This window comes from Candidatus Pantoea symbiotica (genome assembly GCF_056491525.1).
This window is the reverse complement of record NZ_JBSZHR010000002.1, coordinates 3,408,911-3,432,181: the sequence shown is the minus strand read 5'-3', so window position 1 is coordinate 3,432,181 and position 23,271 is coordinate 3,408,911. Positions and strand designations below refer to the sequence as shown.

33 protein-coding genes are annotated in these 23,271 nt (G+C 58.9%); 30 read left to right on the top strand and 3 right to left on the bottom strand.

Annotated elements, in window-relative coordinates:
• The first annotated feature begins 38 nt into the window (after window positions 1–38).
• The 5 genes from ACXIZX_RS16500 (at window position 39) to ACXIZX_RS16480 (ending at window position 1,956) form a co-directional block, all read left to right on the top strand.
• Window positions 39–230 carry a hypothetical protein gene (locus ACXIZX_RS16500; RefSeq protein ID WP_479404588.1) on the top strand — a complete coding sequence of 64 codons (192 nt, stop codon included), beginning with the start codon at window positions 39–41 and terminating at the stop codon, window positions 228–230.
• A gap of 11 nt (window positions 231–241) precedes the next feature.
• On the top strand, window positions 242–475 hold the full coding sequence (locus ACXIZX_RS16495; protein ID WP_479404587.1) for a DinI-like family protein: 234 nt from the start codon (window positions 242–244) through the stop codon (window positions 473–475).
• A gap of 230 nt (window positions 476–705) precedes the next feature.
• Window positions 706–903, top strand: a complete 198-nt coding sequence (locus ACXIZX_RS16490; protein WP_210082123.1) for a hypothetical protein — start codon at window positions 706–708, stop codon at window positions 901–903.
• Window positions 904–906: 3 nt separating this feature from the next.
• Complete coding sequence (locus ACXIZX_RS16485; RefSeq protein WP_479404586.1) at window positions 907–1,701, top strand: hypothetical protein; 795 nt, start codon at window positions 907–909, stop codon at window positions 1,699–1,701.
• 9 nt (window positions 1,702–1,710) lie between these two features.
• Entirely contained in the window at window positions 1,711–1,956 is a 246-nt protein-coding gene (locus ACXIZX_RS16480) for a hypothetical protein (protein WP_479404585.1), read from the top strand.
• Between the two features lie 28 nt (window positions 1,957–1,984).
• Here ACXIZX_RS16480 and ACXIZX_RS16475 read toward each other — a convergent pair whose 3' ends face one another.
• Both ACXIZX_RS16475 and ACXIZX_RS16470 read right to left on the bottom strand, forming a co-directional pair.
• The gene (locus tag ACXIZX_RS16475; protein ID WP_479404584.1) at window positions 1,985–3,040 is read right to left on the bottom strand and encodes a phage portal protein; all 1,056 of its coding nucleotides are present in this window, start codon (window positions 3,038–3,040) and stop codon (window positions 1,985–1,987) included.
• On the bottom strand, window positions 3,041–4,807 hold the full coding sequence (locus ACXIZX_RS16470; RefSeq protein WP_479404583.1) for a terminase ATPase subunit family protein: 1,767 nt from the start codon (window positions 4,805–4,807) through the stop codon (window positions 3,041–3,043). It lies immediately after the preceding gene.
• Between the two features lie 142 nt (window positions 4,808–4,949).
• On the opposite strand from ACXIZX_RS16470, the gene ACXIZX_RS16465 reads away from it, so the two are divergent.
• From ACXIZX_RS16465 to ACXIZX_RS16410, 12 genes are all read left to right on the top strand, one after another.
• Window positions 4,950–5,801: a GPO family capsid scaffolding protein gene (locus ACXIZX_RS16465; protein ID WP_479404582.1), complete on the top strand. Its 852-nt coding sequence runs from the start codon at window positions 4,950–4,952 to the stop codon at window positions 5,799–5,801.
• A 46-nt stretch (window positions 5,802–5,847) separates the two neighbouring features.
• Window positions 5,848–6,909, top strand: coding sequence for a phage major capsid protein, P2 family (locus tag ACXIZX_RS16460; RefSeq protein ID WP_479404581.1), 1,062 nt, complete (start codon window positions 5,848–5,850; stop codon window positions 6,907–6,909).
• Window positions 6,910–6,911: 2 nt separating this feature from the next.
• Window positions 6,912–7,562: a phage terminase small subunit gene (locus tag ACXIZX_RS16455; RefSeq protein ID WP_479404580.1), complete on the top strand. Its 651-nt coding sequence runs from the start codon at window positions 6,912–6,914 to the stop codon at window positions 7,560–7,562.
• A 98-nt stretch (window positions 7,563–7,660) separates the two neighbouring features.
• Window positions 7,661–8,125, top strand: a complete 465-nt coding sequence (locus tag ACXIZX_RS16450; protein ID WP_479404579.1) for a head completion/stabilization protein — start codon at window positions 7,661–7,663, stop codon at window positions 8,123–8,125.
• Window positions 8,125–8,328: a tail protein X gene (locus ACXIZX_RS16445; RefSeq protein ID WP_479404578.1), complete on the top strand. Its 204-nt coding sequence runs from the start codon at window positions 8,125–8,127 to the stop codon at window positions 8,326–8,328. The genes ACXIZX_RS16450 and ACXIZX_RS16445 overlap by 1 nt, the downstream gene beginning before the upstream one ends.
• Before the next feature lie 3 nt (window positions 8,329–8,331).
• Window positions 8,332–8,544 (top strand): HP1 family phage holin, encoded by a 213-nt coding sequence (locus ACXIZX_RS16440; RefSeq protein WP_179452097.1) that lies wholly within the window; start codon window positions 8,332–8,334, stop codon window positions 8,542–8,544.
• Window positions 8,525–9,034 (top strand): lysozyme, encoded by a 510-nt coding sequence (locus tag ACXIZX_RS16435; RefSeq protein WP_479404577.1) that lies wholly within the window; start codon window positions 8,525–8,527, stop codon window positions 9,032–9,034. Before ACXIZX_RS16440 ends, ACXIZX_RS16435 begins: the two co-directional genes overlap by 20 nt.
• Window positions 9,035–9,038: 4 nt before the next feature.
• Window positions 9,039–9,428 (top strand): DNZ54_00345 family protein, encoded by a 390-nt coding sequence (locus ACXIZX_RS16430; RefSeq protein WP_479404576.1) that lies wholly within the window; start codon window positions 9,039–9,041, stop codon window positions 9,426–9,428.
• Entirely contained in the window at window positions 9,425–9,853 is a 429-nt protein-coding gene (lysB, locus tag ACXIZX_RS16425) for an Rz-like lysis system protein LysB (RefSeq protein WP_479404575.1), read from the top strand. The genes ACXIZX_RS16430 and lysB overlap by 4 nt, the downstream gene beginning before the upstream one ends.
• Complete coding sequence (gene lysC / locus ACXIZX_RS16420) at window positions 9,738–9,986, top strand: Rz1-like lysis system protein LysC (protein ID WP_479404888.1); 249 nt, start codon at window positions 9,738–9,740, stop codon at window positions 9,984–9,986. The genes lysB and lysC overlap by 116 nt, the downstream gene beginning before the upstream one ends.
• Window positions 9,949–10,389, top strand: a complete 441-nt coding sequence (locus ACXIZX_RS16415; RefSeq protein ID WP_479404574.1) for a phage tail protein — start codon at window positions 9,949–9,951, stop codon at window positions 10,387–10,389. The genes lysC and ACXIZX_RS16415 overlap by 38 nt, the downstream gene beginning before the upstream one ends.
• A complete protein-coding gene (locus ACXIZX_RS16410) occupies window positions 10,382–10,828 on the top strand; it encodes a phage virion morphogenesis protein (RefSeq protein ID WP_479404573.1) in 447 nt (148 codons plus the stop codon). The genes ACXIZX_RS16415 and ACXIZX_RS16410 overlap by 8 nt, the downstream gene beginning before the upstream one ends.
• 5 nt (window positions 10,829–10,833) lie before the next feature.
• On the opposite strand, the gene ACXIZX_RS16405 is transcribed toward ACXIZX_RS16410, so the two are convergent.
• On the bottom strand, window positions 10,834–11,748 hold the full coding sequence (locus tag ACXIZX_RS16405; RefSeq protein WP_479404572.1) for an FRG domain-containing protein: 915 nt from the start codon (window positions 11,746–11,748) through the stop codon (window positions 10,834–10,836).
• Between the two features lie 91 nt (window positions 11,749–11,839).
• Between ACXIZX_RS16405 and ACXIZX_RS16400 the strand changes: the two genes are divergently transcribed.
• The 13 genes from ACXIZX_RS16400 (at window position 11,840) to ACXIZX_RS16340 (ending at window position 23,224) form a co-directional block, all read left to right on the top strand.
• On the top strand, window positions 11,840–12,418 hold the full coding sequence (locus ACXIZX_RS16400; RefSeq protein ID WP_479404571.1) for a phage baseplate assembly protein V: 579 nt from the start codon (window positions 11,840–11,842) through the stop codon (window positions 12,416–12,418).
• Window positions 12,415–12,771, top strand: coding sequence for a GPW/gp25 family protein (locus ACXIZX_RS16395; RefSeq protein WP_479404570.1), 357 nt, complete (start codon window positions 12,415–12,417; stop codon window positions 12,769–12,771). The genes ACXIZX_RS16400 and ACXIZX_RS16395 overlap by 4 nt, the downstream gene beginning before the upstream one ends.
• Entirely contained in the window at window positions 12,758–13,672 is a 915-nt protein-coding gene (locus ACXIZX_RS16390) for a baseplate J/gp47 family protein (RefSeq protein WP_479404569.1), read from the top strand. Before ACXIZX_RS16395 ends, ACXIZX_RS16390 begins: the two co-directional genes overlap by 14 nt.
• On the top strand, window positions 13,669–14,277 hold the full coding sequence (locus ACXIZX_RS16385; protein WP_479404568.1) for a phage tail protein I: 609 nt from the start codon (window positions 13,669–13,671) through the stop codon (window positions 14,275–14,277). Before ACXIZX_RS16390 ends, ACXIZX_RS16385 begins: the two co-directional genes overlap by 4 nt.
• Window positions 14,274–15,695: a phage tail protein gene (locus ACXIZX_RS16380; protein WP_479404567.1), complete on the top strand. Its 1,422-nt coding sequence runs from the start codon at window positions 14,274–14,276 to the stop codon at window positions 15,693–15,695. The genes ACXIZX_RS16385 and ACXIZX_RS16380 overlap by 4 nt, the downstream gene beginning before the upstream one ends.
• Before the next feature lie 4 nt (window positions 15,696–15,699).
• Window positions 15,700–16,161, top strand: coding sequence for a tail fiber assembly protein (locus ACXIZX_RS16375; protein ID WP_304623899.1), 462 nt, complete (start codon window positions 15,700–15,702; stop codon window positions 16,159–16,161).
• A gap of 131 nt (window positions 16,162–16,292) precedes the next feature.
• Window positions 16,293–17,462 carry a phage tail sheath protein gene (locus ACXIZX_RS16370; RefSeq protein WP_479404566.1) on the top strand — a complete coding sequence of 390 codons (1,170 nt, stop codon included), beginning with the start codon at window positions 16,293–16,295 and terminating at the stop codon, window positions 17,460–17,462.
• A gap of 12 nt (window positions 17,463–17,474) precedes the next feature.
• The gene (locus ACXIZX_RS16365) at window positions 17,475–17,990 is read left to right on the top strand and encodes a phage major tail tube protein (protein WP_479404565.1); all 516 of its coding nucleotides are present in this window, start codon (window positions 17,475–17,477) and stop codon (window positions 17,988–17,990) included.
• 67 nt (window positions 17,991–18,057) lie between these two features.
• Window positions 18,058–18,360: a phage tail assembly protein gene (locus tag ACXIZX_RS16360; protein WP_479404564.1), complete on the top strand. Its 303-nt coding sequence runs from the start codon at window positions 18,058–18,060 to the stop codon at window positions 18,358–18,360.
• 14 nt (window positions 18,361–18,374) lie between these two features.
• On the top strand, window positions 18,375–18,494 hold the full coding sequence (locus tag ACXIZX_RS16355; RefSeq protein WP_071531062.1) for a GpE family phage tail protein: 120 nt from the start codon (window positions 18,375–18,377) through the stop codon (window positions 18,492–18,494).
• Window positions 18,487–21,645, top strand: coding sequence for a phage tail tape measure protein (locus ACXIZX_RS16350; protein WP_479404563.1), 3,159 nt, complete (start codon window positions 18,487–18,489; stop codon window positions 21,643–21,645). Before ACXIZX_RS16355 ends, ACXIZX_RS16350 begins: the two co-directional genes overlap by 8 nt.
• Window positions 21,642–22,127 carry a phage tail protein gene (locus ACXIZX_RS16345; RefSeq protein WP_479404562.1) on the top strand — a complete coding sequence of 162 codons (486 nt, stop codon included), beginning with the start codon at window positions 21,642–21,644 and terminating at the stop codon, window positions 22,125–22,127. Before ACXIZX_RS16350 ends, ACXIZX_RS16345 begins: the two co-directional genes overlap by 4 nt.
• Window positions 22,124–23,224, top strand: coding sequence for a phage late control D family protein (locus ACXIZX_RS16340; protein ID WP_479404561.1), 1,101 nt, complete (start codon window positions 22,124–22,126; stop codon window positions 23,222–23,224). The genes ACXIZX_RS16345 and ACXIZX_RS16340 overlap by 4 nt, the downstream gene beginning before the upstream one ends.
• The last annotated feature ends 47 nt before the right edge of the window (window positions 23,225–23,271 follow it).

Sequence of the window (23,271 nt, the reverse complement as noted above, 5' to 3'; positions counted from 1 at the left end):
ACTGTATTTATGTACAGTATTTCGGTGGGGAGGGCAAGATGGAAGATGATTTACAAGAGCGCGTGCGGCTGGAACGTGTTGAATTGATTGCCAGATTGGCAAGCGAAGGTATGTGTAGGGAGGGCGACAGGGAAATAGCCTTGAGCCTAATCGCGGATATTGCTGGAGAAATGGAAGTTCGAAATAGGCAATTTTCTGTAATCTTTTCCGCTGCCCCTCTCGATCACTAGAAGGAGAAGGTATGCGCGTTGAAATCATACTCGATAAAAATCAAAAACTAAGCCAGTCGATTTTAAGTGCCTTTCAGAATGAGGTTAGCAAGCGGATTCAAGCGCTGTTTCCTGAAACCATTGTACGAGTTCGGCAGGGCAGTTACACCAGTATTGAAATGCTGGGATTCAACCTCGACGACGATAAGCGCCGTTTGAATGATCTCCTGCAGAACGTTTGGGAAGATGACAGCTGGTTACACTGATAACCCTGATGGCGCCAAAACTTGCTTTTGGCGTCGGCAGGGTTGAACAACGAGCCCTGCGAGGCGTTAGGCAGTAATTAATGTTTCATGTGAAATCTGTTGATTGCTGTTGGCAAAGTAAGTTAAGAAGTAGCTCCTGCCGAATTTTGTTATTCTGCAGTTGTCCTATAGTTAGGTAACAGCACAAGTAAGCGCCGCAGCCAGCGGCGTTTGTGCCATCAGGAGGTTTTATGACCGAACTTCTCAAATTATTATCCATACCGGGTAAAATTATGCAGAAAGCTATCCGTCATGATGTTAGTAATTCAGGGAACGATAAAATCATTACGGACCTCAACGGCTCCGCAACGGTTAACATGAAGAACCCGCAGGTGCGTGATGCCATGCGTGCGCGAATGGAAGAATTGGCAAAAAACCGACAGGGATAGTAAATGGGTCCGTTGATTTTAATGGTTGTCCTTGTATGCGGGTTTTGGTACACACAAAATCATTACCAATCCCGCATCAAGTTAGCCCGCAGTGATGGTTGGAATGCGTACTTTTACGTTGCAATGCATGGGCTAAAGCTTGCCGTACAGGGCGTCGCAGTAGTTTTCATTTTTTTTCTACTCCTCCTCTTGATCACTTTCATAGTCAATCACATCCTATTTTTCTGGGTCATTTTTGATTTTGACTTGTACTCCTGGATGACTGAAATAAAGATAATGTCCTACCCTCTTTTTTTCTGGCTTTCACTGCTGATGGCTGGGGTAATGGCTTGGGCGCAGGGACATAATGCAAAGCTGGCGCTTGAGGATAATGAAAAGCGTCAGCTTGCTTACCGTGAAATGGCTGCACAGGATGGCATTGAGGCATTGCTACTTCAGGCAATTGATGAAGATAAGCTCATTTTTGTCACGCTCAAGTCCCGAAAGGTTTACATTGGGTATGTAGCGGCCCCTCGCATGGAACATCATGAGACGCAGCATCTGGCAATAATCCCTTATATCAGTGGCTACCGTGATAAAGATACGTTGCGCTATCACGAGCAGCACCGCTATTTTGAGCTGTATTTGAGCAAGAATATAGATGGTGTATCTGTTCCTCTTAATATCATGCATTTCCGACACGTAATCCCTATGGAACAGATTGAAGGCGTATCGCTTTTTGATACTGAAACCTATGAATCTTTCGACGATTTCTCGACACCTGTTCCGGTGAAAGATGACGACACCGCGAGTGCATGACTATGCTGCATGAAATCGCATGATCCCAAAAGGATCGTTTATGCCCCGGCCCGCCAGTTCTGGCGGGCTTTCGTTTATGTCTTGCAGGTGCATGAAAACCACATCGTAAAGCGCGCAGGCGTGGCGGGGGTACGAGCGCGCGCTGGAGGGTGTAGCTGTGCAAAAAGCGGCGCAATTTCCGGGGCGCTGGCGCTTCGTTTTGATGTGGCCGAGGATGAAGGGGCAAAAAAAGAGCGCCTCGCAGGATGCTGCTGAGGCGCTCTGGTGGGGGGTAGTTATAACGTCATTCAGGGCGGCTGTCGTCTGCCAGGTCTAGCGTGTAGGGTGCAAAGCGGATCACCTCTTCGCCCAGCCAGGCATTCAACTCTTCAAGCCTTTTCTGTAATGGCATCAGTTCGTTTCGCACGAACACCCGGCTGGCCTTTTCAACATCGCCAAAGCCGCCTGTATTGTTGGGGATGATACCCATCATCTGCGGCGGCACGCGGTGCGCGGCCATCATGTCGTCACGGCTCACGTTCTTAATATTCAGAAACTCATCCTTAGCCGCCACTTCTGATAGTGGGATGATTTGAATCCCGTCTTTCTTCCCATTCGGTGAGTACATAAACAGGTTGCGGAAGTTGCCCGGCCCCTTGGCACTCTTCATTGCCTGGCGGATATTGTTTACGTCTTCCTGATTCTGTGCAGCATCGGTCATATACATGATGAAACCGGCGTGGCTGCCGTTAAGGTAGTATTTGCGGCGGAACAGCGTTGCCGACTCGTTTAGCAGGGTGGACGGGATCGCCGAAAGGTATTCCGGCAGGCCGTAAACTTCCTGATTTAAATCAGGCTCCATCAGGTGAAACACGCTGCCTTTAGTGAACTCGTAGGGCTGGGTGTTTATGCCGTATTGAACAAACCAGTAGGTGTCTAAATCGGTGCCGCGTCGCGTGAATTTTGCCAGTGCCGGCTCAAGCGCCAGCACGCCGCCGAGCCTGTTGGTGCGCTTCTCCAGGTAGGCGTTGCCAAACACCAGATAGTCCTGCACGAAGCGGCTGAACGCCTGCTGGCTCAAGAGCGGATGCGGGATGAAGGTGCTGGTCAGAATGTTGCGCTTCACGTTGATCGGCGAGCTGTGATGCACAGCAGCGCGGAACGTGCGCGCCAGCCCGTCGAAGCTCACCGGCGGTTCATACCACTTATCCATCACCACGCATTCCACGTAGTCCAGCAGCTCGCGACGGTCCAGCACCGGCACCGGGTCGCCAAAGGTGAACGCTTCCGCCGCCGGTCCGCCGGTCATCTGTTCCTGCTGCACGGGCTGCGTGCGCGTGCGGTTCCTGCGTTTGCTCATTTAAAAAATCTCCATAATGTTGCCGGTGTGGGCGGCTTCGCCCTGTAGCGGTTCGTTTGCCAGCGCGTGCATTGTCGCCCACGCCAGATCGGCGTGGCTCGCTTCTTCGCTGCGGCTGGCTTCGTAGGTTGGGCGGTTGCCGCTGGCCGTGGTGGCGCGGCGGATTGCCATGAATGACTGCGCGATATCGAGGTGTCCGGCGTCGAACTCCAGACGCCCGCTGCTGATGATGTCGAACGCCTTCAGCACCAGGGCGTTTTTGACGTTCGGGTTATAAACAAACTCCTTCACCGCCGGGAAAAACATCTTCACGTTCTCGTAAACGCCGAGGCCGACGCCGGTGGAGTCGATGCCGATATAGGTCACGTTGTACTGCTGCGTCAGCTTTTTAATGGACTCGGCCTGCGCGCGGAAGTCCATGCCGCGCCACTGGTGGCGCTCCAGAATGCGAAACTTACCGCCCGGCACGGCAGGCGGGGCGATCACCACGCACCCGGCACTGTCGCCGTTCTGCGTACCTTTCGCCGGGTCGTAACCAATCCATACTTCGCGCCAGCCGAACGGCCGCAGCGCCAGCGCTTCGAAATCTGCCCATACTTCCCAGCTGTCCACCATGCACTTCTGCAGCAGCTGCAGCGGAAACACGGACGCCAGATCGTCCACGAATTCGCACATCAGCAGGTTCTGGTATTCCGGCGGGCTGTATTCGAGGCGCAGCTGGTCGAGGTCAAACAGGTTACAGCCGCCGCGCACGGCGTCCTCAACGGTGACAATCTGGCGGAACTGCCCGTCATCGCAGAAGCGGCCGGGCGACAGGTTCATGTGCGACAGGTCGATGTCCACGCGGTCAGCCTTGGCGCGGCCCCGGTTGAACAGGCCACCGGACCAGAACGGATAGGCGCTATGCGTCAGGCTGGACGGGGTGGAGAAATAGGTTTGCCGCCACTTCTTGTGCAGCGCCATGCCGGACGCCACCTTGCGCAGCTCCTGAAACTTCGGGATCCAGAAGTATTCATCCAGGTACAGATTGCCGTGATAGCTCTGCGCGGTTCGGGCGTTGGTGCCGAGGAAGTACAGGCACGCGCCGTTGCTGAGCGTCATCGGGTCGCCTTTCAGCTCTACATCCACCTCTTTAGCGAACTCAATGATGTACTGCTTGAAGACGTGCGCCTGCGCCTTACTGGCTGACAGGAAAATCTGGTTGCGTCCGGTGGTCAGCGCATCCAGCAGCGCCTCACGCGCAAAATAATAGGTGGCGCCAATCTGGCGCGACTTCAGCACGTTGCGGATGCGGTGCTTGTTGCCCGCGTCCCACCACTGGCGTTGGTAGCCGAACATGGAGTCGTGGAAAATCTCCTGTAATTTCTCCACCTGCTCGTCGGTAAACACGTTCTTTTCCGGCGGCTTGCGCGGCCCACTGTTGCGGTTCGCTACATTGGGATTGAGATCCGCCTCGTTTCCGCCGTTGCTGAATTTGCCGATGCGGGCATGGCGCTCTGACTGACGCGCCAGCAGGTCAATCTCCTTAAAGTCTCTCCCTTCTTTTGTCTCCTTCATGATCAACTGGCAGTAACGCGCGGCGGTGGTCAGCTGCATCTGATCAAGCGGGCCGTAGTCGCCCCACTTGTCGCGCTTCTTCCAGCTGTGAACGGTTGCGGGTTTCTCTCCCAGCATTTCAGCGATGCGGGCGATACGGTATCCCTGAAAGTACAGCAGCATAGCCTGCCTGCGGGGATCGAGGTCTTCGGGGGCGAGTGTCGTTGTCATGGCCCCAAAATACGGCCCCGCCGATGCCTTTTCTGCCGTCTCCCGTTGTGTGGCTGCCCGCACAACGTGCCCGCGTTGTTTCACCCCCCTCTGAACCGCAAACATAAGGCTTCAAAGCGATTTACCCAACGGAGCCTGACCTATGGCAGTTAAAGCAAAGCGTTTTCGTATCGGGGTGGAAGGTGCCACTACGGACGGACGCGAAATTTCCCGCGAATGGCTGGTTCAGATGGCCGCCGCCTACAACCCGGCGGTTTACACCGCGACCATCAATCTGGAACACATCAAATCGTACTCACCGGACAGCACTTTTAACCGTTACGGCACGGTAAGCGCACTGGAAACGGAAGAGATCACCGACGGTCCGCTGGCCGGAAAGCTGGCGCTGTATGCCGACATCCTGCCGACGGATTCCCTTGTGGCGCTGGTAAAGCAGGGCCAGAAGCTTTTCACCTCCATGGAAGTCAGCACCAAGTTTGCCGACACCGGCAAAGCCTATCTGGTTGGCCTGGCTGCTACCGACGACCCGGCGAGCCTCGGCACCGAGATGCTGGCCTTCAGCGCGAAAGCCGAGCTGAACCCGCTGGCGAACCGCAAGCAGCACCCGGAAAACCTGTTCACCGCCGCCACCGAAACCGTGATCGAGCTGGAAGTGGTGGAGGACAAGCCCGCGCTGTTTGCCCGCATCACCGCCCTGTTCAGCAAAAAGCAGCAGTCCGACGACGCACGATTTTCTGACGTGCATCAGGCGGTGGAGTTGGTTGCTACCGAGCAGCAGGAATTCAGCACCCGCACCGATAAGGCGCTGGACGAGCAGGCGGAGCGCCTGAGCAAGCTGGAAGCCGAACTGGAAACGCAGCTGGCCGACCTGAAAGAGCAGAAAGAAGACTTTGCCGAACTGAAGCAGCAGCTGGGCCGCGAAGACAGTCGCGCCGATTTCCGTCAGCGCGCACCGGGTGGAAGCGGTGCCAGTGAGAACCTGACCGACTGCTGATACGGGCCATTCCACTTTACATAACTGATTTCAGAGAAACTGACCGATGAAAAAAACGACCCGATTTAAATTTAATGCCTTCCTCACTCAGCTCGCGAAGCTCAACGATGTGGAAGTGCCGGACATCAGCGCGAAATTCACTGTCGAGCCGTCCGTAGCGCAGAAGCTGGAAAGCAAAATTCAGGAGTCTGCAGCCTTCCTGAAGATGATTAACATCATCCCGGTAGATGAACAGTCCGGTGAAGTGCTGGGGCTGGGCGTAGGTTCGACCATTGCAGGCACCACGGACACCTCTTCACAGGAGCGCCAGCCAACCGATCCGACTTACATCGATGGTACTGGCTACAAGTGCACCCAGACCAATTTTGATACCGCGTTACCTTATGCGAAGCTGGATTTGTGGGCGAAGTTCCAGGACTTTCAGACCCGCATTCGTGACGCCATCATCCAGCGTCAGGCGCTGGACCGCATCATGATCGGCTTTAACGGCGTGAAGCGTGAGAAAACCTCAAACCGCGTAGAAAACCCCCTGCTGCAGGACGTCAATATTGGCTGGCTGGAAAAAATCCGCCAGGAATCACCGGTGCATGTCATTAAGGGCATCCCGCAGGAAGACGGCAGTCTGTCTTCTTCCGTTCGCGTCGGTAAAAACGGTGACTTTGCGAATCTGGACGCTCTGGTGATGGATGCGGTTAACCGCAAAATTGGCGTTCAGTATCAGGACGACACCGATCTGGTAGTGGTTTGTGGTCGCGGTCTGCTGGCAGATAAATATTTCCCACTGGTGAATCAGCAGCAGCCAAACACCGAGGCTCTGGCCGCTGACCTCATTATCAGCCAGAAACGCATGGGCGGCTTACAGGCCGTGCGTGCGCCTTACTTCCCGGCTGATGCCTTACTGATCACCCGCCTCGACAATCTCTCCATTTACTGGCAGGACGAGAGCCGCCGCCGCGCCGTCATCGACAACCCAAAACGTGATCGTGTTGAGAATTTTGAGTCCGTCAACGAGGCGTACGTGGTTGAGGATTACGAATGCGTTTGCCTGGTTGAAAACATTGAAATGGGCGAATTCACCGCACCTGCGGCCAGCGGCTCAGAGGCATAAGCATGGCGATGAGTCCTTTTCAGCGGCACACGCAATATGTTCTGGCACAGGAGGCCGCCCGCAAGGGCGGCAATGGTAGCCACTTAAAGGGCTATGACCTGATGCTGATGCAACTCGGCGAAGATCGCCGCCGCCTCAAGGGCATTCAGTCCACCGTGAAGAAGGCCGAAATCAAGGTGGAAGTCCTGCCGAAATACGTGTCTTGGGTGGATGGCGTGCTGGCCGCCGACGGTACGCAGCAGGACGACGTGCTGATGTACGTGATGCTCTGGCGCGTTGATGCCGGTGATTATGCCGGGGCGCTCGCCATTGGCCGCCACGCTATCCGCCACGGCTGGTCTATGCCGCAGGGCTTCAACCGCAACGTGCAGACGCTGCTGGCCGAGGAAATGGCCGACGCTGCTAAAAATTCCCTTGTGGCAAAAACCGACTTTGACCCCGGCCTGCTGATGCAGACGCTCGACGTGATTGGCGATCTGGATATGCCCGATCAGTCGCGCGCACGCCTGCACAAGTCGCTCGGCTGGGTGCTACGCGAAAGCCAGCCGGTTTCTGCACTTAACCATTTGCAGCAGGCCATGCAGCTCGACGAGCGCTGCGGGGTGAAAAAAGACATTGAGCAGCTGGAGCGGAAAATCCGCAACGCCAGCTGATAACCGGACGTGCCCACGCGCGGGGCGGCACGGGGTGGCGACAGGCAGCGCCGCATCAAAACCCCGTCCACCGCCCACCTATTCAGGAGAAATAAGGCATGCAGTTTGTAGCGCCGGAAAAGGCGACGGGAACGCCGGAAATTATCCCCAACAATTCATTCTGGCCGGACATCGATCTGGCGACGTTTCGCAGCGTGATGCGCGTTGACGGCACGGTGACGCCGCAGCGTCTGAAGCAGGTGGTGCTCACTGCGATGGCGGAGGTGAACGCGGAGCTGTACCCGTGGCGCGAACAGCAGGAGCTGCGCGGCTTTAACGGGCTGGCCGATGTACCGGCTGAGCACTTGGCCGGGCGCAGCGTGCGCCTGCATCACTATGAGAATGCGGTGTGGTGCTGGGCGCGCGCGGTGCTGAACGAGCGTTATCAGGACTTTGACGCCACCGCTGCCGCTGCGAAGCGCGGGGAAGAGCTGGAAGACGCCACCGGCGATCTGTGGCGCGACGCACGCTGGGCTATCAGCCGCGTACAGAACGCGCCGCACTGCACCGTTGAGCTGATCTGATGAAGGTGCGCGCGCAGCAGAACGACACGGTGGACGAAATCTGCTGGCGTCATTACGGGCGCACGCAGGGCATGACGGAGCAGGTTTTGCAGGCCAATCCGGGGCTGGCGGAGCACGGCCCCACTTTACCGCACGGGCTGGAGGTGGAGCTGCCGGACGTGACGGCGGCGGCCACTGTGCAGGCCGTCCAGCTTTGGGACTGAATCATGTGGGAAAAAATCAGCACCGGGATCGTCTGGTTCATCGCGCTGGCAATGGCGTGGCTGGGCGACCTGTCGCTAAAAGACGTTTCAACCGTGGCCGGGGTATTAATCGGCCTGCTGATGGCAATCATCAGCTGGTACTACAAGCGCAAAACCTATCAGCTGCTGGCCGCCGGACGCATCACGCGGGAGGAATATGAATCTGCAAACCGTTAAGCGCTGCACCGTTGGCATGGTGCTGGCTATCGCCGCGACGATGCCGGGTTTCCAGCAGCTGCACACCTCCGTCGAGGGGCTGAAGCTGATCGCCGATTATGAGGGCTGCCGCCTTAAGCCGTACCTGTGCGACGCGGGTAAATGGACCGACGGCATTGGTAACACCGTTGGCGTGGTGCCGGGCCGGACCATCACCGAGCGGCAGGCTGCGGGGAATTTCATTACCAACGTGTTACGCGTTGAGGCGGCACTGGCGCGCTGCGCTGCGGTTTCTATGCCGCAGCCGGTCTACGACGCGCTGGTGTCGCTGGCGTTTAACGTCGGCACCGGCAACGCCTGCAGCTCAACGATGGTGGCGCTCATTAAAAAGCAGCGCTGGCGCGATGCCTGCTATCAGCTGCCGCGCTGGGTGTACGTGAAGGGCGTGTTTAATCAGGGGCTGGATAACCGGCGTCAACGTGAAATGGCATGGTGCCTTAAAGGAGTTTGAAGCGATGAAAGATAAAAAACTGAAATGGACGGTAAACATTCTTTTTGTGGTGATGCTGCTGGCAGCGCTGTTTAACCCGCAAGGCGTAGCCGTGCATGTGGTTGTCGCCGTAGCCTGGCTGTTAAATATTCTGGTGGCGGTGCTTTCGGGTCTGGCCGTGCTGGTACTGATTTCTGAGGGCGCTTCGCGGCAGAAGCTAAAAAAAGTGCTGATTAAATTTTTTGCACCGGGTGAGTTGCCCCTTACCAGCAAAATATTCGGTTGGGCGGTGAAGCTTTTGATCGTGATGTCTCTGGCTTTCTCCGGGTGGATTATCACGCTGGTCTGTTATGCGCTGGCGGTGGTGATATTCAATCTGCTGCGCGGTCAGCTAACGGATCGGGCAACAGCATGATGCGCGCGCTGGCGGCGGTGGTGCTCGTTCTGATTGCCGCGCTTGGCGTGCAGTCGTGGCGGCTCAGCACCGCCCATACCAAAATCGACGCGCAGGTGAAGGACTTAGCCGCGCAGGGTAAAAAGCTGTCGCAGAAAAACGGCCAGCTGATTGCCCTCAATATTCTGACGCAGACCAGCAGCCGGGCGCAGACGCAGCTTTACGCCGCCGCCGAGCAGAACGGCACGCTGCTGCGTGACCGGCAGCGCACCATTGAGGAACTTAAACGTGAAAATGACGAGCTTCGCCGCTGGGCTGATGCCGATATGCCTGATCCTGTTATCCGGCTGCGCCAGCGTCCGGCCCTCACCGGAGGTCAGTCTTACCGTGAGTGGCTGTCCGCGAATCACCCCGTGCCGCCTGGACGAAGCCGCACCGCGCCGTAACGGCGATCTGCTGGCGCTGCTGGACAACACCGAGGCCGCATGGGCAGCCTGCGCCGACAAGGTAGACACCATCATCAGCTGTCAGGATAAAGACGATGAACAAGCCGCAGTCCTTGCGAAACGCCCTGAATAAAGCCGTACCCTACGTGGCCGACAACCCGGATCGCCTGCATCTGTTTGTGGACAACGGCGCGGTCGTTGCTACCTCCGCCGCGTCGATTTCGTGGGAGTACCGCTACACCCTGAACGTGGTGGTGACGGACTTCACCGGCGATCAGAATCTGCTGATGGCGCCCGTTTTATTCTGGCTCGGCGTCAACCAGCCGGACGCCCTGCAGAACGCTACCGAACGGGAGCGGCTTTTCACCTTCGAGGCGGACATTCTCGGCAACGATCGCTGCGACATCAGCATGAACCTGAAGTTGACGGAACGTGTGATCGTGAAGGAAGTGGACGGCGTGATGTCGGTTGAAGCCGTGCCGGAACCGGAAGCGCCGGACGATGCAGAGGAAGGCTGGACGGTGCGCCGTGGCTGAGCTGCATGACGTTGAGGCGTGGTTGGGTGCGCTGCTGTCGCAGCTCGAACCGGCCATGCGCACAAAGATGCTACGCGAAGTAGCGCGCGATGTGCGACGCATTCAGCAGGACAATATTACGCTGCAGCGCAGCCCGGACGGCACGGCGTGGGAGCCGCGACGCGTCACTGCGCGAACAAAGCCGGACCGCATACGCCGCAAGATGTTTGCGAAGCTGAAGACGGCGAAATACCTCAAAGCGCAGGCAAACGCAAATCAGGCTGAAATTGCGTTTGTGCCCGGCGTGCAGAAGCTGGTCCGCGTCCACCATTACGGCCTGCGGGACCGGGTAAACCGGCGCGGCACCGAAGTAAAATACGCTGAGCGCCCGCTACTAGGCTTTAATGAGGATACTGACAATTTAATCAGGCAACATCTAATTCAATGGTTAAGCGAATAATGATGCTACTTAAGTAATGAGCCATCATGTGCTAAGCCATAACTCAGTATTATTTTTTGTTTTATAATATCTTCCCGAATTGACAAGCCAGCGCCGTCTGCGCTTGGAAAAAGTTCGACGGCTGAGAATCCAGAAATTTCGCAAAGGTGTAATAATCTTACTGACTCTGTATAAGGTAAGGTTAATTTCTTAAAATCATATCCTGTATGGTTTGAATCCATATCATCAAGACTTTGTGGTGACTCTTCACCAGTGTAATCAACTTTTGCAGAATACGGGTGAACTGAAAAAACTCCTCTTTGAGCGACTATATGCTTGCTTATAGAGCCTGCGACGGTAACGAAATTTAGAGGTTTCAGGCTTTCGGTGAATGTTTGCGGGTTTATGCTGCATATCCAGAGGCAGAGCCTTTTTTCAGACCATCCATTTTCTTCATGCCTTGATATTGCGCCGCTCGCGGCAAAATAAGCTGCAACATATGGATTAGTGCTCCAGTCGAGTAAACGTGTAAATACACTATGGTGTTGAGCCATAGCCATAATTTCATATAGTTGAGGCTCTGGGAAAGTAAATGCCTGACTAGCTCCAGACATGTATGTAAATACTGGGTTTAGATGTTTATATCTAAATGTTGTTGAATCATTTGGGATGGGAATACCAATTTTATCGCAATACTTTGCAAAGTCAGAAAGGAATTGCATTTCTTTTGCCACGGGCGGAGTTCTGTATCCACCTGTAAATATCGACATGTCCCTTACTGATGGAGTCCTCAATACAGAGGGAATTAGCTTCCATTCAGTGTCTGCGTGTCCGCGATAATAACTGTCATGGTATTCACCTCTGGGGCTTCGTTTTGTCGGGGATAAATAATCCCAAAGTTCATCTGCACTATCAAAATCAACAATTACTACGTTACTCATAATTTATACCCAATAAGATAGAAAATTTGTGCAGTCCTCTGCACAACGGACATATGTAGTTGCCGCCCCTCTGATATGCGCATCATAGATTATGAACGTACAATTGACTGAAATCATGCGCCTTATCACTAACCTGATCCGCACCGGCACCGTGTCCGATGTGGATGCGGTCAACTGGCTGTGCCGGGTGAAAACGGGCGACCTTGAAACCAACTGGATTAACTGGCTAACCTTCCGCGCCGGGAATACCCGCACGTGGTGGCAACCCTCCATCGGCGAGCAGGTCGTGCTGCTGAGCCTCGGTGGCAATCTCGAAACCGCGTTTGCGCTGCCCGCTATTTATTCCGATGCCTTCCCGCCGCCCGATTATTCAGAGAATGGCAGCACCACCGTGTTCAACGACGGCGGTTGGTTCCAGTACGAGCCGGACACCGGCCAGTTGCTGATTAAGAACATCAAAAGCGTGCGCATCGAGGCAGCCGACGGCATTCAGCTGATCACCGATCAGCTGGGTGTGGATGCCAGCCAGACACTGATCAACAGCGAAACCATGATAAACGGCGCGGTGACGCAGGGCGGCGGCGATATGAGTTCCAACGGCGTGATTGCTGATAAGCACGCACACGACAAAGTGAAGTCTGGCGGCGATATATCAGGAGGCCCGCAATGATGTATCTAGGCATGAACCGCGACACCGGCGAAGCCATCACCGACACCGACCACATTCAGCAGAGCGCGCGCGACATCCTGATCACCCCGGAAGGAAGTCGCATCGGGCGACGTGAGTACGGTTCGCTGCTGTCGGTGCTGCTTGACCAGCCGCAGAACGACGTGGTGCGCCTTCAGGTAATGGCGGCGGCGTACACTGCGCTGAGCCGCTGGGAGCCGCGTATCCGCCTCAGTGCTTTAGGCATAACCAGCGCCTTTGATGGCTCCATGGTGGTTGAGCTGACCGGCCAGCGCGCCGACGGCTCACCGCTCGCAATGTCAGTGCCTACGGGGGTGAACAGTGGCAGTAATTGACCTTTCGCAGCTGCCCGCACCGGAAGTGATCGAGGTGCCGGACTTTGAAACGCTGCTGGCCGAACGTAAGGAAGCGCTGATTGCGCTCTATCCGGCGGACGAACAGGCCGCCATGCGCCGCGTGCTGGCGCTGGAGTCCGAGCCGATTGTGAAGTGCTTACAGGAAAGCGTTTACCGGGAAATCCTGCTGCGCCAGCGCATCAACGAGGCGGCGCAGGCGGTGATGGTGGCTTATGCGCTCGGCAGTGACCTCGACCAGATGGCCGCGCGCAGTAACGTGCAGCGCCTGACCATCACCCCGGCCAATCCGGACGCCGTGCCGCCGGTTGAGGCGGTAATGGAATCGGACGACGCGCTGCGCGTGCGCGTGCCTGAAGCGTTTGAGGGCTTATCGGTTGCCGGTCCGACAGCGGCTTACGAGTTTTACGCCCGTAGTGCGGACGGGCGGGTGCAGGACGTGTCCGCCGTCAGCCCGTCACCGGCGACGGTGCTTGTCACCGTGCTGAGCCGCGAGGGCAACGGCACGGCAGCCGCTGATTTACTGAATACAGTGGACAAAGCGCTGAATGACGAAAGCGTGCGCCCGGTGGCAGACCGCGTGTCCGTGCAGCCTGCAACCATCAAAGACTACCGCGTGCAGGCGAAGCTGCACCTGTTCGACGGCGTGGCCGCCGCGCCCTGTCTTGAGGCCGCAAACGAGCGGCTCGCCGCCTACCTCATCGAACAGAAAAAGCTGGGCCGCAGCGTGCGCCGCGAGTCATATGGCGCGGTGCTGCGCGTGGCCGGTGTGGACTGGGTGGAAATCACCGAACCGGCAGAAGACATCATCATGGACCGCACGCAGGCTGGCAACTGCACCGGGACGGACATCAGCGTGGCGGATGATGAGGTGCTGGCATGAGTAACAGCCTGCTGCCGCCCGGCTCATCCGCGCTGGAGCGCCGTCTGGCGCAGGCGTGCAGCGGGATTTCCGGGCTGAACGTGCCGCTGCGCGACCTGTGGAACCCTGACACCTGTCCGGTGAATTTTCTGCCCTATCTTGCCTGGGCGTTTTCGGTGGACCGCTGGGACGAGAGCTGGGCGGAAAGCGTGAAGCGCAAGGTGGTGAAGGACGCGTTTTATATCCATCAGCACAAGGGCACCGTCAGCGCGATCCGGCGCGTGGTGGAGCCGCTGGGCTATCTCATCCGCGTAATTGAGTGGTGGAAAACCAACGACGCGCCGGGCACCTTCCGGCTGGACGTCGGCGTGCTGGATACCGGCATCACCGAGGAAATGTATCACGAGCTGGAGCGCGTGATTGCCGACGCCAAGCCGTGCAGCCGCCATCTCATCGGCCTGTCGATTACCCTGGACGCAAACGGCTCCGTGCCGGTGGCCGTTGCCAGCTATAGCGGCGACGAGCTGACCGTTTACCCCTATACCCCTGAACTAATCAGCGTCGGCGGGCCGGTGTATTCCGGCGCGACGGTGCATCTTATCGACCTGACGGAAGTGAGCGCATGACGACAAAATATTTTGCCCTGCTGACCAATCAGGGCGCGGCTAAGCTTGCCAACGCTGCCGCGCTCGGCACCAAAGTGAACATCACGCAGATGGCGGTAGGTGATGGCGGCGGCGCGCTGCCCACGCCCGACCCGGCACAGACGAAACTTATCGGCGAGAAGCGGCGCGCGTCGCTTAACTCGCTGACGACTGACGCCGCTAACGGCAGCCAGATTATTGCCGAGCAGATTATCCCGGAGGGCGAGGGCGGTTTCTGGATCCGCGAGATTGGCCTGTTTGACGCCGACGGCGTCATGATTGCCGTGGCTAACTGCGCCGAGACCTACAAGCCGCAGCTCGCCGAGGGCAGCGGGCGCACGCAGACGGTGCGCATGATTATCATTGTGAACAGCACCAGCGCGGTAACGCTGAAAATCGACCCGTCGGTGGTGCTGGCGACCCGGCAGTACGTGGATGATAAAGCGATTGAGGTGCGCCAGTACGCCGACGGCCTGTTGGATGCGCACATCAAGGCGGCAGACCCGCACACGCAGTACGCACCGAAGGCCAGCCCGACGTTTACCGGCACGCCGAAAGCACCGACGGCAGCAGCGGGAAACAACTCCTCGCAGCTGGCAAATACGGCGTTTGTTCAGGCAGCCATTGCCCAGCTGGTTGCCTCTTCTCCGGAGGCGCTGGACACGCTGAACGAGCTGGCGGCTGCGCTTGGCAACGATCCGAATTTTGCCGCCACGATGACAAATCAACTGGCCGCACGGGCGCTGCTGGCCGGTAACGTGAATCAGCAGTTCTCGGCGAAAGACGCCACGCAGGACGGTCACGTGGTGAACCGGGGGCAGATGAATACCGCGCTGGCCCTGCATGCCCTGCTGAGTGGCTCACCGACACAAAAGTTCTGGGTGCAAAGTGCATCTGGCGATGCGAACGCCGCCGTGCCGGTTTCCCTGCTGACGTCGGAGCTGGCAAAAAAAGCCGGGCTGAACGGTGATTCCGGGCAGACATTCTATGCCCAGACCAGCGATATTTCGGGTGCGGTAGTCAATAACATCCGGCTCGGAAACGTGCTGGGTGGATTTGCATACCGGGGCGGCGATCCTGGGCAGGGTTTTGCGGTTGCGGGCGGTACGGCAGCTAACAGTGCCGTTGCTTACTGGCAGTTTCAGTCAGGCAGCAATGGCAATGGTGCGTGGGGAAAAATCCCTGCTGGCGGTCAGTGGTGCAGAACGAACATGACGATTGGCGCGAAGAGCGGGGTAACCTGGACATTTCCAGCTGGTTTCCCTAATGCTCCATGCATTTTACTGTCCGCAATTAATGGTTCGCCGCAGGCATGGCTTACGGGTGTTGGACCTAATAACTGCGGAGTTTATAACAATAATGATGGGCCACTTAACGTTAACCTGCTGGCATTCTGGTGACTATATGACTGATGAAAATAAAACTTTTCAGACCCCTGATACTGACCTCCGTGGCTATTCTCTTCGCTATTTCGTTTCAACTGACGCGGAAAACTACGTCAACGGAATGTTAATTGCCTTCACTGATGCGGACGCCGAAAGTTACATAGCGCAAAAACTGACTGAGCTTAATCAGGCGGAATTTGAAGCAACCGGTCCAGCAAGTCGTCTCATCAATGGGGTCATTGTTGAGGGTGAGCCAAGAATACCCGTGCTCAACACTGAGGCAAAGCTGGCGATTCTGGCTGCGCGACTACGCGACGCATCTACACAAATCCAGACGCTGCAGGATGCGGTCGATCTTGACATCGCAACCGATGAGGAAAAGTCCAGTCTGGTGGCGTGGAAGAGGTACCGCGTGCTGCTGAGCAGAGTCGATCCCGAAACTCAGCCCCCTGAAGAGTGGCCGCAGCAGCCAAAAACCTGACCAGTTAAAGCGCCCTTAGCGGGCGTTTTTTATTGCCCGCCGTTGTGCCATTTCTCACACAACACCCGGCGCGTGCGCGTGCGACCTCTACCTTTCACCATAGCGAAACCCCTTCACAGGAGAACCGCCATATGGCACAGGATTATCACCACGGCGTGCGCGTTGAGGAAATCAACGAGGGCACCCGAACCATCACCACCGTCAGCACGGCGATTGTGGGCATGGTCTGCACCGGCGACGACGCCGACGCGGCCACGTTCCCGCTTAATCGTCCGGTACTGCTGACCGACGTACTCACCGCCAGCGGCAAGGCGGGCGAATCCGGCACGCTGGCGCGTTCGCTGGATGCCATCGCCGACCAGGCGAAACCCGTCACTGTCGTGGTGCGCGTGCCGCAGGGCGAGACCGAGGCCGAAACCACCTCCAATATCATCGGCGGAGTCAGTAACGGCCAGCGCACCGGCATGAAGGCGCTGCTGGCCGCGCAGGCGGTGTGCGGTGTGAAGCCGCGCATTCTCGGCGTACCCGGCCACGATACGCAGGCGGTAGCTACCGAGCTGCTGAGCGTGGCGCAGAGCCTGCGCGGCTTTGCCTACCTGTCGGCGTACGGCTGTCAGAGCGTGGAAGAGGCGATTGCCTACCGCGCGAACTTCAGCCAGCGCGAGGGCATGCTCATCTGGCCGGACTTCATCAACTTTGACACCGTGCTGAAGGCGGACGCGACGGCTTTCGCCACCGCCCGCGCGCTCGGCCTGCGCGCCAAAATCGACGAGCAGACCGGCTGGCATAAATCCCTGTCGAACGTCGGCGTGAACGGCGTCACCGGCATTTCCAAAGACGTGTTCTGGGACCTGCAGGATCCGGCCACCGACTCCGGCCTGCTTAACCAGAACGACATCACCACGCTGATCCGCAAAGACGGCTTCCGCTTCTGGGGTTCGCGTTGCCTGAGCGATGACCCGCTGTTTGCGTTCGAGTGCTACACCCGCACGGCGCAGGTACTTTCGGACACCATGGCCGAGGCGCACATGTGGGCGGTGGACGGCGCGCTGAACCCGTCGCTGGCCCGCGACATTATTGAAGGCATTCGCGCCAAGCTGCGCAGCCTCGTGAGTCAGGGCTATCTCATCGGCGCGGACTGCTGGCTGGACGAGAGCGTGAACGACAAGGACACGCTCAAGGCGGGCAAGCTGCTGATCGACTACGACTACACGCCGGTGCCGCCGCTGGAAAACCTGCTGCTGCGCCAGCGCATCACCGATCAGTACCTGGTCGATTTCGCCAGCCGCGTCAGCGCATAAGGAGACTGAATCATGGCATTACCCCGCAAGCTCAAGCACCTCAACCTGTTCAACGCAGGCAACAACTGGCAGGGGCTGATCGAGTCCGTGACGCTGCCGAAAGTCACCCGCAAGTTCGAGAAGTATCGCGGCGGCGGCATGGCCGGTGCGGTGGACATCGACATGGGCCTGGACGACGGCGCGCTGGATACGGAATTCACCTGCGGCGGCGTTGAGGCGCAGCTGTTCAAGCAGATGGGCACCCTGACCGTGGACGGCGTGCAGCTGCGCTTTACCGGCTCCATTCAGCGCGACGACACCGGCGAAGTGCAGGCGGTGGAGCTGGTCGTGCGCGGCCGTCACAAGGAGCTGGACTCCGGCGAGTGGAAGACCGGCGAATCCAGCACCACCAAGGTGTCCGGCACCAACAGCTACGCCAAGCTGACCATCAACGGCGAAGTGCTCTACGAGATTGACCTGGTGAACATGATTCACATCGTGGACGGTACGGACCTGATGGAAGCGCACCGCAACGCGCTCGGCCTGTAATCAATCAGTAGCAATAGACCGGCAGTGGAAACCCTGCCGCCTTTAACCCTTTTAGCGAGCCATCAACATGACCGACAAAACCACTGAAAAAACCGTTGAGCTGGACACCCCGATCCTGCGCGGCAAGACCGAAATTAAAAGCATCGTCGTGCGCAAGCCGCAGTCCGGCGCGCTGCGCGGCACCCGTCTGCAGGCGCTGATGGACATGGACGTAAACGCGATGATCACCGTGCTGCCGCGCGTCACCACCCCGCCGCTGACCACGCAGGAAATCACCGAGATGGACCCCGCCGATCTGGTGAGCCTGTCGGTGGAGGTGGTCACTTTTTTACTGAAGAAGTCGGTGCTGTCGGATTTAGCGACGGCCTGACGGTTGACGATCTGGTGGCGGACATCGCCACCGTCTTTCACTGGCCGCCGTCCGTTACCGAGTTCATGACGCTGACCGAGGTACTGGAGTGGCGACATAAGGCGATAATGCGACACGGGACCAGCGATGAGTGATAAAGACTTGCGCCTGCAGGTTGTTCTTAACGCGGTAGACAAACTGACCCGCCCCTTCCGTTCTGCAAAGGCCAGCACCCGCGAGCTGGCCGATTCCCTGCGCACCGCGCGCGCCAGCCTGAAGGACCTCGACGCGCAGGCCGCGCGCATCGACGGCTTCCGTAAAGCCCGCTCGCAGCTTGCCATCACCGCGAACAACCTGAAGGGCGCGCGGGAAGAGGCGGCGAAACTGGCGACGCAGTTCAGCGCCACCAACCGGCCCACCGCCGCGCAGGCGAGGGTGCTGGAGCAGGCGAAGAACCGCGTGCGCGAGCTGCAGCAGAGCTATAACGGCCTGCTGGGCTCAGTGCAGCGCCAGCGCGCCGCGCTCACTGAATCCGGCGTTGATACCAAAAAGCTCAGCCAGGCGCAGCGTGACCTCAAAAGCCGCGCGGACGAGGCGCGCGCGGCGATTGACCGCCAGCAGAAGTCGCTGAAGCGGCTCGGTGAGCAGCAGGCGAAAATCAACGCGCTGCGGGAGCGCCACGCCCGATCGCTTGAGGTGCGCGATAAAATTGCCGGTGCCGGTGCGGCGACTACCGTGGCCGGGCTGGCGATGGGCGCGCCGGTGCTGGCCGCCGTAAAATCCTCAGCGGGCATGGAAGACGCCATGAAGGGCGTGGCGAAGCAGGTGAACGGGCTGCGCGACAACGACGGCAACCGCACGGCGCAGTTCTACGACATGCAGGCCGCCATCAAGGCCGCCAGCGAGCAGCTGCCGATGGACAACGGCGCGATTGACTACGCGGCGCTGGTCGAGGGCGGCGCGCGCATGGGCGTGACCAACCAGAACGACTCCTACGAGGACCAGAAGCGCGACCTGCTGGCGTTTGCCACCACGGCGGCGAAGGCGTCCACCGCGTTTGAGCTGCCCGCCGGTGAGCTGGCCGAGGGGCTGGGCAAAATTGCGCAGCTCTACAAAATCCCCACGCGCAACATCGAGCAGCTGGGCGACGCGCTGAACTACCTGGACGATAACGCGATGTCCAAAGGCTCGGACATTATCGACGTGCTGCAGCGCATGGGCGGCGTGGCAGACAGGCTGGACTACCGCAAGGCCGCTGCGCTCGGATCCACGTTCCTTAGCCTCGGCGCAACGTCCGAAACCGCCGCCAGCGCGGCAAACGCCATGGTGCGTGAACTCTCCGTCGCCACCATGCAGGGCAAGACGTTTATGGGCGGCATGGAGCTACTAAAGCTTGACCCGAAGGCCATCGAAAAGCAGATGACCACGGACGCGATGGGCACCATCCAGCGCGTACTGGAGAAGGTGAATAACCTGCCCGCCGACAAGCGTCTTACCGCGATGACCATGGTGTTTGGCAAGGAGTTCGGCAAGGATGCGGCGAAGCTCGCCAACAACATGCCGGAGCTGCGACGCCAGCTGCAGCTGACGCAGGGCAACGCGGCCAGCGGCTCGATGCAGAAAGAATCCGACATCAACAAGGATTCACTGTCCGCGCAGTGGCTGCTGGTGAAAACCGGCGCGGCCAACACGCTGAGCAGCCTCGGCGACACGCTGCGCGCGCCGCTGATGGAAATCATGGACGCGGTGAAGCGCGTCACCGGCACCATGCGCCGCTGGGTGGAGTCCAACCCGGAGTTGGTCGGCAGGCTGATGAAAATCGCCGCCGTGGTGGCAACGGTAACGCTGGCGCTCGGCACGCTTGCCGTGGGCATGGCTGCCGTGCTCGGTCCGATCCTGATGCTGCGCTTTGGATTAAGCATGCTCGGCCTGAAAGGGCTGGCGAAGCTCTCGCCGCTGCTGGGCGGGCTGGGTAAGGCATTCTCAAAACTCGCGCCCGGTCTGACGTCGTCCGGCGACGGCATCAAAAAGCTGTTCTCACTGTTCAGCGGCGGCGAGGCCGGGGAGTCGGTGAACTGGCTGGAGAAAATCCGCGACGCGCTGGCGTCCCTGCGCGGCGGTGACGATGAGGACGAGGGCGGCGGCATCCTGAACGCCTTCCGCGAGGGCGCGCTGGAGAAAATCAAGGAGAAGGCGCAGGACGCCGGGCAGACGCTGGTTGCGTCCTTCCGTAACCCGATGGCCGGGGTGCGGGCGCTGGGTGCGCAGGTGCGCGGGCTGGCCGGTGCCGCCCTTGCGCCGCTGGCGGCCTCGGTGCGCGGTGCCGGTGGCGCGCTGATGTGGCTGGTGAAGTCGCCTTTTGCCCTGCTGCGCACGGTGCTGACCGGCGTGGTATGGGCGCTCGGTGCGCTGCTGAGTCCCGTCGGGCTGGCCGTGGCGGCGCTGGCAGGTGTTGCGCTGGTTATCTGGAAATACTGGGCACCGATCAAGGCGTATTTAGGTGGCGTGGTGGACGGATTCCGGGCCGCCGCCGGTCCCATCAGCGAGGCGTTTTCACCGCTGCAGCCGGTGTTCCAGTGGATCGGTGACAAAGTGCAGGCCCTGTTCGGCTGGTTTAAAGACCTGCTGACGCCGGTACAGTCCACGGCGGCCGAACTGGACAGCGCCGCCGCGAAGGGTAAAGCGTTCGGGCAGGCGCTGGCCGATGGGCTGAACATGGTGATGCATCCGCTGGACAGCCTGAAGGCCGGGATCGGCGAGCTGCTGGATAAGTTCGGCCTTGTCAGTAAGGCATCAGCCAACACCAAGCTGCCGCAGGCACCACAGGCACCGCAGGCCGCCAGCGTCAGCGGTGGCAGGGTAACATTGCCAGCGGGCGGCTTCCCGGCATTTGCGGGTATGTACGACACCGGCGGCAACATTCCGGCGGGCCAGTTTGGCGTGGTGGGTGAGAACGGGCCGGAAATTGTCGGTGGCCCGGTGAGCGTGACCAGCCGCAGGCGCACCGCGCAGCTGGCGGCCATGGCGGCAATGACGCTCGGCATGGCCGCCGGAACGGCGGAGGCGAAGCCGCTGCACCCGCTGAGCCTTCCCGCGCATGCATACCGTCAGGACGCGCCGCGCGCGCAGACCTCGCAGGCAGTTGCCGCGCCGCAGATTCACGCCTCGTTCAACATCGTGCAGCAGCCAGGGCAAAGCCAGCAGGATTTAGTGGATGAAGTGATGCGCAGGCTGGAGGCGAAAGAGCGGCAGGCGCAGTCCCGCGCCCGCAGCAGTTACCGAGACCGTGGAGGATTTGAATCATGATGATGACGCTGGGCCTGTTTGTTTTCATGCTCAAGACGGTGCCGTATCAGGAGCTGCAGCTTCAGCGCAGCTGGCGCTTCCCGTCGAACAGCCGCGTGGGCGTGCGTCCCTCGCTGCAGTTCCTCGGCCCGGACAACGACACCATTACGCTGTCCGGCGTGCTGCTGCCGGAAATCACCGGCGGCAGGCTGTCGCTGTTCGCGCTGGAACAAATTGCGGAGCTGGGCCGCGCGTGGCCGCTGATTGAGGGCAGCGGCACCATTTACGGCATGTTCGTGATCGAGAGCCTGAGTCAAACCAAGGCGGAGTTTTTCAGCAACGGCGTGTGCCGTCGCATTGAGTTCACACTGACGCTGAAGCGCACCGACGAATCGCTGGGTGAGATGTTCGGCAGCCTGAGCGATCAGCTGTCGGCCATGCAGGGCGCGGCCACCGACGCCGCCGGTAAAGTGGGCGCCGCAGTGGGCGAGCTGTTCTCATGATGGCGGGCAGCTGGATTAACGGGCAGGCGAACGCGCCCGCTTTTCGCCTGACGCTTGCCGGGGCTGATGTTACGCAGAAGATAGTGCAGCGGCTCATCAGCCTGACGCTGACCGATAACCGCGGCTTCGAGGCGGACCAGCTGGACATCGAGCTGGACGACGCGGACGGCCAACTGCTGATGCCGCGCCGGGGCGTTGAGCTGTCGCTGGCGCTCGGCTGGAAAGGCGAGGCGCTTTTCCCGAAAGGCACCTACACCGTGGACGAAATCGAGCACAGCGGCACGCCTGACCGGCTGACCATGCGCGCGCGCAGCGCGGACTTCCGCCAGACGCTGAACACGAAGCGCGAAAAGTCGTGGCACCAGACCAGCGTGGGCGAGGTGGTGAAAGAGATTGCCGGGCGGCACAAACTCAAAACGGCTATAGGCGACGACGTGGCGAAAATGGCCGTGGACCATATCGATCAGACTAACGAGTCAGACGCCAGCTTCCTGATGCGTCTGGCGAAGCAGTGCGGCGCGGTGGCCTGCATCAAAAACGGCAACCTGCTGTTTATCCGACAGGGGCAGGGCAAGACGGCGAGCGGCAAAGTGCTGCCCGCCATCACCCTCGTGCGTAAAGACGGCGACGGCCACCGCTTTACGCTGGCTGACCGTGACGCCTACACCGGCGTGATCGCAAGCTGGCTGCACACCCGCGAGCCGGAGAAGAAGCCGGAAACCACGGTGAAGCGCAAGCGCCGCAAGCCCGCCGCGCAGAAGAAGGAGCCGGAGGCGAAGCAGGGCGACTATCTGATCGGCACGGATGAGAACGTTCTGGTGCTGAGCCGCACCTATGCGAACCGGGCCAACGCCGAGCGCGCCGCAAAAATGCAGTGGGAGCGGCTGCAGCGCGGCGTGGCGACGTTCTCTATCCAGCTGGCGCGCGGACGCGCGGATCTCTACACAGAAATGCCGGTAAAGGTGAGCGGGTTTAAACAGCAGATTGATGCGGGGGAGTGGATTATCACGACGCTGACGCATGGACTAACTGCAGAGAACGGATTTACAACAAGTATTGAGCTTGAAGTTAAAATTGACTCATTAGAGATGGAATAAATTAGGTTTAATCTAATTTTAATTGTAGCATTAGCAAAAAAGCTAAG

Coding starts and splice junctions, on each gene's coding strand:
- ACXIZX_RS16500 (WP_479404588.1), top strand. CDS start 39: ATGGAAGATGATTTACAAGAGCGCGTGCGGCTGGAACGTGTTGAATTG.
- ACXIZX_RS16495 (WP_479404587.1), top strand. CDS start 242: ATGCGCGTTGAAATCATACTCGATAAAAATCAAAAACTAAGCCAGTCG.
- ACXIZX_RS16490 (WP_210082123.1), top strand. CDS start 706: ATGACCGAACTTCTCAAATTATTATCCATACCGGGTAAAATTATGCAG.
- ACXIZX_RS16485 (WP_479404586.1), top strand. CDS start 907: ATGGGTCCGTTGATTTTAATGGTTGTCCTTGTATGCGGGTTTTGGTAC.
- ACXIZX_RS16480 (WP_479404585.1), top strand. CDS start 1,711: ATGAAATCGCATGATCCCAAAAGGATCGTTTATGCCCCGGCCCGCCAG.
- ACXIZX_RS16475 (WP_479404584.1), bottom strand. CDS start 3,040: ATGAGCAAACGCAGGAACCGCACGCGCACGCAGCCCGTGCAGCAGGAA.
- ACXIZX_RS16470 (WP_479404583.1), bottom strand. CDS start 4,807: ATGACAACGACACTCGCCCCCGAAGACCTCGATCCCCGCAGGCAGGCT.
- ACXIZX_RS16465 (WP_479404582.1), top strand. CDS start 4,950: ATGGCAGTTAAAGCAAAGCGTTTTCGTATCGGGGTGGAAGGTGCCACT.
- ACXIZX_RS16460 (WP_479404581.1), top strand. CDS start 5,848: ATGAAAAAAACGACCCGATTTAAATTTAATGCCTTCCTCACTCAGCTC.
- ACXIZX_RS16455 (WP_479404580.1), top strand. CDS start 6,912: ATGGCGATGAGTCCTTTTCAGCGGCACACGCAATATGTTCTGGCACAG.
- ACXIZX_RS16450 (WP_479404579.1), top strand. CDS start 7,661: ATGCAGTTTGTAGCGCCGGAAAAGGCGACGGGAACGCCGGAAATTATC.
- ACXIZX_RS16445 (WP_479404578.1), top strand. CDS start 8,125: ATGAAGGTGCGCGCGCAGCAGAACGACACGGTGGACGAAATCTGCTGG.
- ACXIZX_RS16440 (WP_179452097.1), top strand. CDS start 8,332: ATGTGGGAAAAAATCAGCACCGGGATCGTCTGGTTCATCGCGCTGGCA.
- ACXIZX_RS16435 (WP_479404577.1), top strand. CDS start 8,525: ATGAATCTGCAAACCGTTAAGCGCTGCACCGTTGGCATGGTGCTGGCT.
- ACXIZX_RS16430 (WP_479404576.1), top strand. CDS start 9,039: ATGAAAGATAAAAAACTGAAATGGACGGTAAACATTCTTTTTGTGGTG.
- lysB (WP_479404575.1), top strand. CDS start 9,425: ATGATGCGCGCGCTGGCGGCGGTGGTGCTCGTTCTGATTGCCGCGCTT.
- ACXIZX_RS16415 (WP_479404574.1), top strand. CDS start 9,949: ATGAACAAGCCGCAGTCCTTGCGAAACGCCCTGAATAAAGCCGTACCC.
- ACXIZX_RS16405 (WP_479404572.1), bottom strand. CDS start 11,748: ATGAGTAACGTAGTAATTGTTGATTTTGATAGTGCAGATGAACTTTGG.
- ACXIZX_RS16400 (WP_479404571.1), top strand. CDS start 11,840: ATGAACGTACAATTGACTGAAATCATGCGCCTTATCACTAACCTGATC.
- ACXIZX_RS16395 (WP_479404570.1), top strand. CDS start 12,415: ATGATGTATCTAGGCATGAACCGCGACACCGGCGAAGCCATCACCGAC.
- ACXIZX_RS16385 (WP_479404568.1), top strand. CDS start 13,669: ATGAGTAACAGCCTGCTGCCGCCCGGCTCATCCGCGCTGGAGCGCCGT.
- ACXIZX_RS16380 (WP_479404567.1), top strand. CDS start 14,274: ATGACGACAAAATATTTTGCCCTGCTGACCAATCAGGGCGCGGCTAAG.
- ACXIZX_RS16375 (WP_304623899.1), top strand. CDS start 15,700: ATGACTGATGAAAATAAAACTTTTCAGACCCCTGATACTGACCTCCGT.
- ACXIZX_RS16370 (WP_479404566.1), top strand. CDS start 16,293: ATGGCACAGGATTATCACCACGGCGTGCGCGTTGAGGAAATCAACGAG.
- ACXIZX_RS16365 (WP_479404565.1), top strand. CDS start 17,475: ATGGCATTACCCCGCAAGCTCAAGCACCTCAACCTGTTCAACGCAGGC.
- ACXIZX_RS16360 (WP_479404564.1), top strand. CDS start 18,058: ATGACCGACAAAACCACTGAAAAAACCGTTGAGCTGGACACCCCGATC.
- ACXIZX_RS16350 (WP_479404563.1), top strand. CDS start 18,487: ATGAGTGATAAAGACTTGCGCCTGCAGGTTGTTCTTAACGCGGTAGAC.
- ACXIZX_RS16345 (WP_479404562.1), top strand. CDS start 21,642: ATGATGATGACGCTGGGCCTGTTTGTTTTCATGCTCAAGACGGTGCCG.
- ACXIZX_RS16340 (WP_479404561.1), top strand. CDS start 22,124: ATGATGGCGGGCAGCTGGATTAACGGGCAGGCGAACGCGCCCGCTTTT.